Origin of the sequence: Nitratidesulfovibrio sp. SRB-5, assembly GCF_019931275.1 — a bacterium.
GTDB lineage: Bacteria > Desulfobacterota > Desulfovibrionia > Desulfovibrionales > Desulfovibrionaceae > Cupidesulfovibrio.
On the sequence record NZ_JAIOTY010000002.1, the window covers coordinates 1,131,152 to 1,137,630 of the forward strand.

A 6,479-nucleotide genomic window follows, 5' to 3' on the forward strand; every position below is an offset into this window, starting at 1 on the left:
TCGGGATTGGGGAGGCAGCGGCGGTGGGGGGCGGACTTTTGCCGCGCATTCGCGACCCGCGCACGCCGCCGTGACGCGGCACGCAAGGCGCTTCCTGCTTCCCTCGCCCAGCCGGTCGTCCCGCCCGCCAGTCACCCCGTCGCGCGCAACTGCACCACCAGCCCTTCCGGCGGCTGCACCCCGTCTACACCGCCAGATGCGCCGCGTCGGTCACTTCGGCGAACACCCCGTTCAGGGCGGCCAGGAAGGTGGCGCGCACCGTGTCCGCATCCACCTGCGTGCCGCCGTACGCCAGCGCGGGCGAGGCCGTGGCGTCGCCCGCCACCCGGCAGCGGAAGCCAAGGTCGAAGGCGGCGCGCACCGTGGTGTCGATGCACATGTGGGTCATCATGCCCACCACGATAAGGTCGGTGGCGCCGATTGCGCGCAGGTGGTGCAGCAACTCCGTGTCGCGGAACGAGTTGGGGAAGTGTTTGGCCAGCACCGCCTCTCCGGGCAACGGGGCCACCAGCGGGTGGATGTCCGCCCCTTCCGTGCCGGGCAGGAAAAAGGTGGAGCCGGGGCGGATGCTTTCGTGGCGGATGTGGATGATAGGCATGGACGCCGCGCGGCAGCGGGCCAGCACTTCCGCAGCGCGGCGACCAGCGTTTTCCGCGTCGGGCAGGGCCATGCGCCCGCCGGGAAAGTAGTCGCGCTGGATGTCCACCAGAACGAGCGCCGTGACGGGCGAGGTGACGGGCGCGGTTGGGGCTGCTGCGGGGGTGCTTGCAGATGTGGACGACATGGCGGCTCCGTGAAGTTGTCGGGTTACGGTTGGAATGACTGTGCGGACGGGGCGGATGGACTAGGCGGGCCAGGCGGGCCGCCAGACGTTCCCATGGCTGGGCCGTCCGAACGGGCCGCGCCGGGCGTGGCGCCTTCGTATATGGATAACACCCCCGCCCCAGGCAGGCGAGGCCCGCTGGCGGCAGACAACCGGAATGGCCTGTTGTGCCGCCGGATTGTCCTGTTCCGGCGACACGGATTCCGCACTTCGCATACTGTATACAATCCTTGACAGCCGCCCCGGTTCACGGCATGAGCAAGGCATGCGCACCGCACTCTCCATATCGCCGGACCTGCTGCCGCCCGCGTTCCCGCTGTCTGCGGGGCCGCGTCGCCGTGCGCACCTGGTCCACCAGTGGTGGCGGCCCTGACCCCAGGGCCGTGGAGGTTCGCGCACGCCGTCGCCACCGGGCGCGGCACCCGCTGAAAAACCCACGCGGCCGGAGCTCCGGGCGCGCCGCCGAACCCCGCGTATTGGCCGCCGCATCAAGGCCGGAGCCCTGCTGCAACAGCACGAGGAGCTTCGACCATGTCCATCATTCCCCGCATGTTCCCCGCCGGTGTCACCTACGGCGCCACCCTGCCCACCGATGGCGGCTGCGCCTGCGCCGCCGCAGCCCGCGCGGCCAGCCTGGCCACGCCTCCCGCGCCGCCCGCTGCTGATGGTTTGTTCGGCCCCTACGGCGGGCAGTACGTGCCGGAGCACATCAAGCCCGTGCTCGACGAACTGGCCGCCACCTTCGAACGCTACCACGCCGACCCGGACTTTCTGGCCGAGCTGGAATACTACCTGACCCGCTATTCCGGTCGCCAGACGCCGCTGTTCCTGTGCGCCAACCTTACCGCGCGTCTTGGCGGGGCCAAGATCTACCTCAAGCGCGAAGACCTGAACCACCTTGGCGCGCACAAGGTGAACAACACCATCGGGCAGATCCTGCTGGCCAAGCGCATGGGCAAGAAGAAGGTCATCGCGGAGACGGGCGCGGGCCAGCACGGCGTGGCCACCGCCGCCACCGCCGCGCTCATGGGCATGCAGTGCACCATCCACATGGGCGCGGAAGACATGGAGCGCCAGAAACTGAACGTGTTCCGCATGCGCATGATGGGCGCGGAAGTGGTGCCCGCCATGAGCGGCCAGCGCACCCTGAAGGAAGCCGTGGACGAGGCCCTGGCCGCCTGGCTGGGCGATGCCGAAAACACCTTCTACCTGCTGGGTTCCGCCGTGGGGCCGCACCCGTACCCGCGCATCGTGCGGCACTTCCAGTCGGTGATCGGGCGCGAGGCGCGCGCCCAGATGCTGGAGGCCGAAGGCCGCCTGCCCGACTGCGCCGTGGCCTGCGTGGGCGGTGGCTCCAACGCCATCGGCCTGTTTGCGGAATTCATCCCGGATGCAGGCGTGCGGCTCATCGGCGTGGAGCCTGCCGGGCGCGGCCTGACCTACGGCGACCACGCGGCCACCCTGTGCATGGGCTCGCCGGGGGTCATGCACGGGTTCCATTCGTACATGCTGAAGGACGAGGCGGGCGAACCCGCCGCCGTGTATTCCATATCCGCCGGGCTGGACTACCCCGGCGTGGGGCCGGAACACAGCCACCTCAAGGACATTGGCCGCGCCGAGTACGCCAGCGTGACCGACGCCGAGGCCCTGGACGCCTTCTTCATCCTGTCCCGCACGGAAGGCATCATCCCCGCGCTGGAATCGTCCCACGCGCTGGCCCACGCCATGAAGTTGGCCCCCGCCCTGGGCAGGGACGCCATCATCCTGGTGAACCTGTCCGGCCGGGGGGACAAGGACGTGGCGCAGGTGGAGGAAATGGTCAGCGCCGGGCTGGTTGTCCCGCCGAAGCTGTAAGCACCGGGGGGGGATGGGCGGAGGCCGGAGACGGCATGCCCGCATGACAAAACGCAACGCCGGGCGGCGCGGGAAGCATCCCGTTCCGCCCGGCGTTTTCGTGTTGCCGGGCTGTGTTGCCGGACCGTGGACCGTTTTGCCGGACCGTTTTGTCGCGCTGGGGGGGGCGCTACGGCCCGGTGCGTGTCAGGCGTGTGCCGGGGCCTGTCGGGTGCGCTTCAGATGCGCAGCATGTTGCCGGTATACGGCATGTTGCCGGGCGTTTCTTCCGGCGTTGCGGTGGGGGCCATGCCGGTTGCGGGGCGCGGCGTGCCGTCCGTCCTTTCGGGGCGGTGGGTCTGCCAGTGGTCCAGCTGGGCAAGGAACCCGTTCAGCGCCGTCTCCAGCGCGGGGTAGTCGGGGAACTCGTCGTTCCAGCGCTTCCACAGCAGCAGTTCGCCCGTTTCGGGAGAAAGGCCGAAGGCGGCCCCGCCCGTGCGGGCGCCCAGGCAGGCATCGGTCAGCAGCGCCCGCAGGTCGTCCTCGCGCAGGTGGCCGAACCCGGCTCCCGCGGCCCCCACGGGGGCGGCGGCCAGCAGGGCCCGGTCGTCCGGGTCGTGGTACAGGGTGACGACGTACTTGCCGTCAAAGCACAGGGTGCAGGGGGTTTGCCCATCAAGGGTGAGCGGGCCTGTGCCCATGCGGGTTCCCAGTTCGTGCAGCAGTTCCTGGATGGTCATGGTGCGTCCTTTGCGGCGGTTGATGCGCCTAGTCTGCCTGGAAGTAGTACCGGGAAAGCAGCGGCATTTCGTGCGCGTGGGTGCGCAGGGCGTCTTCCACGCGGGCGAGGTAGGCGTCGTTGTCCAGGGTGCGCAACTCCGCCAGATCCTGCCGCACCGCGGCCTTGACTTCGCCCAGTTGCCCCGCCGGTATCGAGGGGTCGGGGGCTTCCGCCATTTGCCGCATCAGGTCGTGCATCAGGGGCCGGGCGTACACGGCGGGGTCGGTCAGCCGTTGCAGCAGCGCGGCCTCGTGCGCCAGCTGTTCGCGCAGGCGGTCGTCCTGCGGCAGGATGCGGCCATCGGGCAGGGTGACCGGTTCGCGCAGGAAGGGGAAGCGCGCCGGATCGAAGTCCTGCGTGCGGCTGATGTCCAGCGAATCCGCGCTCTGCATCAGCAGGGCTTCTGCCGTCAGCGGCCTGTGCTGGTCGCGGTGGTCCGGGTCGTCGATCTGGAGGCGGTACTGGGTTTCGAAGGCCTCGCCGAACGATTCCACGCCAAAGGCGGTGCGCATGGCCTGCATGCCGATGTCGGCGCTTTGCGTTTCGTACACGTCGCTGCCGTTGGATTCACGCCCGCTGTCGTGCGCGGCGATGCCGCAGAGCACGGCGTTCTTGTCCACGGGCACGCCCCGTTCGCGCATGATGTTGGCCATGACGTTGGCAAAGATGAACCCCCGGCAGGCGTGCCCCATGCCGTGTACGCCCACGTCGCCGTCAAACGTTTCCTCGTGGTGGCGGTAGCGCTCCAGCATGCCGGTGAAGAAGCCGCGGCGCTGCGCCTGGGTGGCCGCGGTCAGGCCACCGGGGGTGGTCGGCGCGGGAAAGGGCGCGATGGTGCGCGGCGCCTTGGCCGGAAAGTGGGTGTCCAGTGCGGCGCCAAGGCCGGGTATGGCCCCGGCAAGCGCCCCCCGCACGGTGGGCGGCACGTAGTCGAGCGGGGCGGCAAAGCCCGGTTGCTGGGGCTTGGGCCGGTCCAGCTGCTGGGCAAGGCCGGTGGCCGTGTAGTTCATGAAGTCGCCCAGAAAGCGCGCGGTGGACAGCCCGTCCGACGGAAACAGCGGGTCGTTGGCCGGGTCGTGCAGCTTGAAGCACACCCCGCGCAGGTTGCGGGCGGCGGGTGATTCCAGCGCTTCCAGCATGCTGCCCGCCAGCGCCGGGTTGCTGGCATGCAGCAGGGTGGCGGCCATGAAGGCGGTGCGGTTGAATTCGGTGAACACGTCGTCCGGCCCGAATTCCTCGGGATTGGTTTGCGCGCGGAAGGCGTCGATGCTGACGCCAAGGTTGCCCACGCCGGTGGCGAATTCGCGTACCAGGGCATCCAGCGGCGGGTTGGGGCCAAGGCGTTCCATGCGGGCTACCTGGGCCATGGCGTTGGCATGGATCATGCGCATTTCCAGCGGATTGGTCAGGGCGCGGGCGCTGACGACCCAACTGCGAAAGGCGGCGCGCTGCGCCTCGTTGTCGAAGTGCAGGCTTGCCATGTCGCGCAGCAGGGCGGCCTTTTGCGTGATGGGCCGTTCGGCGGCGGCGCGGATGGCGTCGGAAAGCACCGCCTCCATGTTCACGCCGCGCCCCTCGGCATCAGCGGTGGAGATCGCCCGTTCCACGTTTTCGCGGAAGCGGGACTTCACCCGGTCCAGCGCGGCCCCGGCAAGGGGAACTTCGGCAAGGTCGGTGCCGGGGGGCAGCAGGCTGAGCAGGCGGGCGTTGAATTCCTCGGCATTGCCGTCCAGCAGCGCGGCGGCGGCAGTGCGCAACTCTGCCACGGACTGGTGCGAGGTGCCGAAGGCGGTGCTTTGCGCCAGTTGCTGACGCTCGACGCTCCTGTCGCGCGAGGCGTCGATGTCCGCCTGCGACAGGAAGGGCACCCCCATGCCGCGCAGCTGCGCCACGGCCTGTTGCTGCCATCCGCGCGCGGCGCCCACATCGGTAAAGTCCATGAAGGTCAGCTTGATGTCGTGGGCACTGGCGAATTCCACAAGGTTCGCCACCTTGGCCGCGTCGACGGTGTGTGCCCGCCAGTCCAGCAGGTCGCCGACGTCCATGCGGATTTCCGCAACGTCCCGACCGGGAATGAACGTGCCCTGCAACTGGGCCTCTATGTAGCGGCCTTGCAGGGCAAGGGTGTTCCGGCCCGTGGCGGCGGCGTGCATCAGGCTGGTGCCGTCCACGTTGCCAAGGTGCGGCAGCAGGTTTTCCAGCGTGTCGAAGGTGGCGGTGCGGGCACGCTGGGCATCGGCATCGGCAAGGGCGCGCACCAGCATGGGGCGTACCCAGTCGTTGCCGATGGCGCCCATTTCGCCGCGCACACCGGCCTGCGCCACCAGCGCCTCGAACTGCTTCAGGGTCATCTGCGCGCCCTCGGGCACGCGGGCCAGCGCGGCGGAAAGGTCGCGCCGCAGTTGCGATTCCGGGTTGCGGAGCTCTGCGGCGGCGTCCGCGGGCAGGCCGGGCAGGGCGCCTTCACGCAGGGCGTCCAGCTGGGCGTTCAGGGCGGCGGTGCGCTGGGCGCCGAACTGCATGGGCACGGTGACGAAGGTGTCGTCCACCGTGTAGGTGGCGCGCTGGGCCGTTTCCGGCCGCAGCACGAACACGCACGAACCGTAGTTGGCGGCAGCGCCGTTGCGCACGCCCGCCACGTTCAGGGCCGCATACAGGGGGCGTTCGTTGGCCCGCGCGGGTTGGCCCGACAGTTCGGGAAACACGCTCTTTTCTATCTCGTCGCGAAAGGCAAGGTAGTGCGCCCCGCGCGGCATGATGCCCCTGTCCGCCAGGTGGAAGGCGTTGCTCCACGTGGTGTCGCCCAGCACCTGCCCCTCCGCGCCGAAGAAATGGGTGGGGTCGATGTTCATGGTCAGTTCGCTGCCCCGCAGGATGTCGCCCAGTGCGCGCGGGTCCAGCGGCGCGCCGTCGGGGGCGGTGATGCGCCTGTCGGCCAGCATGGAGGTGGTGACAGCGTGGGAGTGCTCTGCCTGCGTGGCGGACTGGGCCGTGGTTTCCACCAGAGTCTTCATGTTGCGGGGCGAAATGTCGCGGGCATGG

At 69.5% G+C, this 6,479-nt stretch carries 4 protein-coding genes (1 of these 4 cut by a window edge); 1 reads left to right on the plus strand and 3 read right to left on the minus strand.

Annotation, left to right across the window (positions count from 1 at the left end; translation table 11 throughout):
* Nucleotides 1-184 precede the first annotated feature (184 nt).
* Nucleotides 185-784: a cysteine hydrolase family protein gene (locus K6142_RS12075; RefSeq protein ID WP_190245198.1), complete on the minus strand. Its 600-nt coding sequence runs from the start codon at nt 782-784 to the stop codon at nt 185-187.
* Nucleotides 785-1,354: 570 nt separating this feature from the next.
* On the opposite strand from K6142_RS12075, the gene trpB reads away from it, so the two are divergent.
* Nucleotides 1,355-2,677, plus strand: a complete 1,323-nt coding sequence (gene trpB, locus K6142_RS12080; RefSeq protein ID WP_223290383.1) for a tryptophan synthase subunit beta — start codon at nt 1,355-1,357, stop codon at nt 2,675-2,677.
* A gap of 218 nt (nt 2,678-2,895) precedes the next feature.
* On the opposite strand, the gene K6142_RS12085 is transcribed toward trpB, so the two are convergent.
* Together K6142_RS12085 and K6142_RS12090 are read right to left on the minus strand one after the other, a co-directional pair.
* Nucleotides 2,896-3,396 (minus strand): type III secretion system chaperone, encoded by a 501-nt coding sequence (locus K6142_RS12085; RefSeq protein ID WP_190245199.1) that lies wholly within the window; start codon nt 3,394-3,396, stop codon nt 2,896-2,898.
* Between the two features lie 28 nt (nt 3,397-3,424).
* A protein-coding gene (locus K6142_RS12090; protein ID WP_190245200.1) for a DUF3626 domain-containing protein crosses the window boundary here: on the minus strand, nt 3,425-6,479 show its 3' portion. Its footprint extends 659 nt past the window's final position; the window shows 3,055 of its 3,714 coding nt (coding positions 660-3,714); its start codon lies off the right edge, out of view; the stop codon is at nt 3,425-3,427.

Excerpts from the sequence above, each read along its gene's own strand:
- K6142_RS12075 (WP_190245198.1), bottom strand. The coding sequence starts at position 784 with ATGTCGTCCACATCTGCAAGCACCCCCGCAGCAGCCCCAACCGCGCCC.
- K6142_RS12085 (WP_190245199.1), bottom strand. The coding sequence starts at position 3,396 with ATGACCATCCAGGAACTGCTGCACGAACTGGGAACCCGCATGGGCACA.
- trpB (WP_223290383.1), top strand. The coding sequence starts at position 1,355 with ATGTCCATCATTCCCCGCATGTTCCCCGCCGGTGTCACCTACGGCGCC.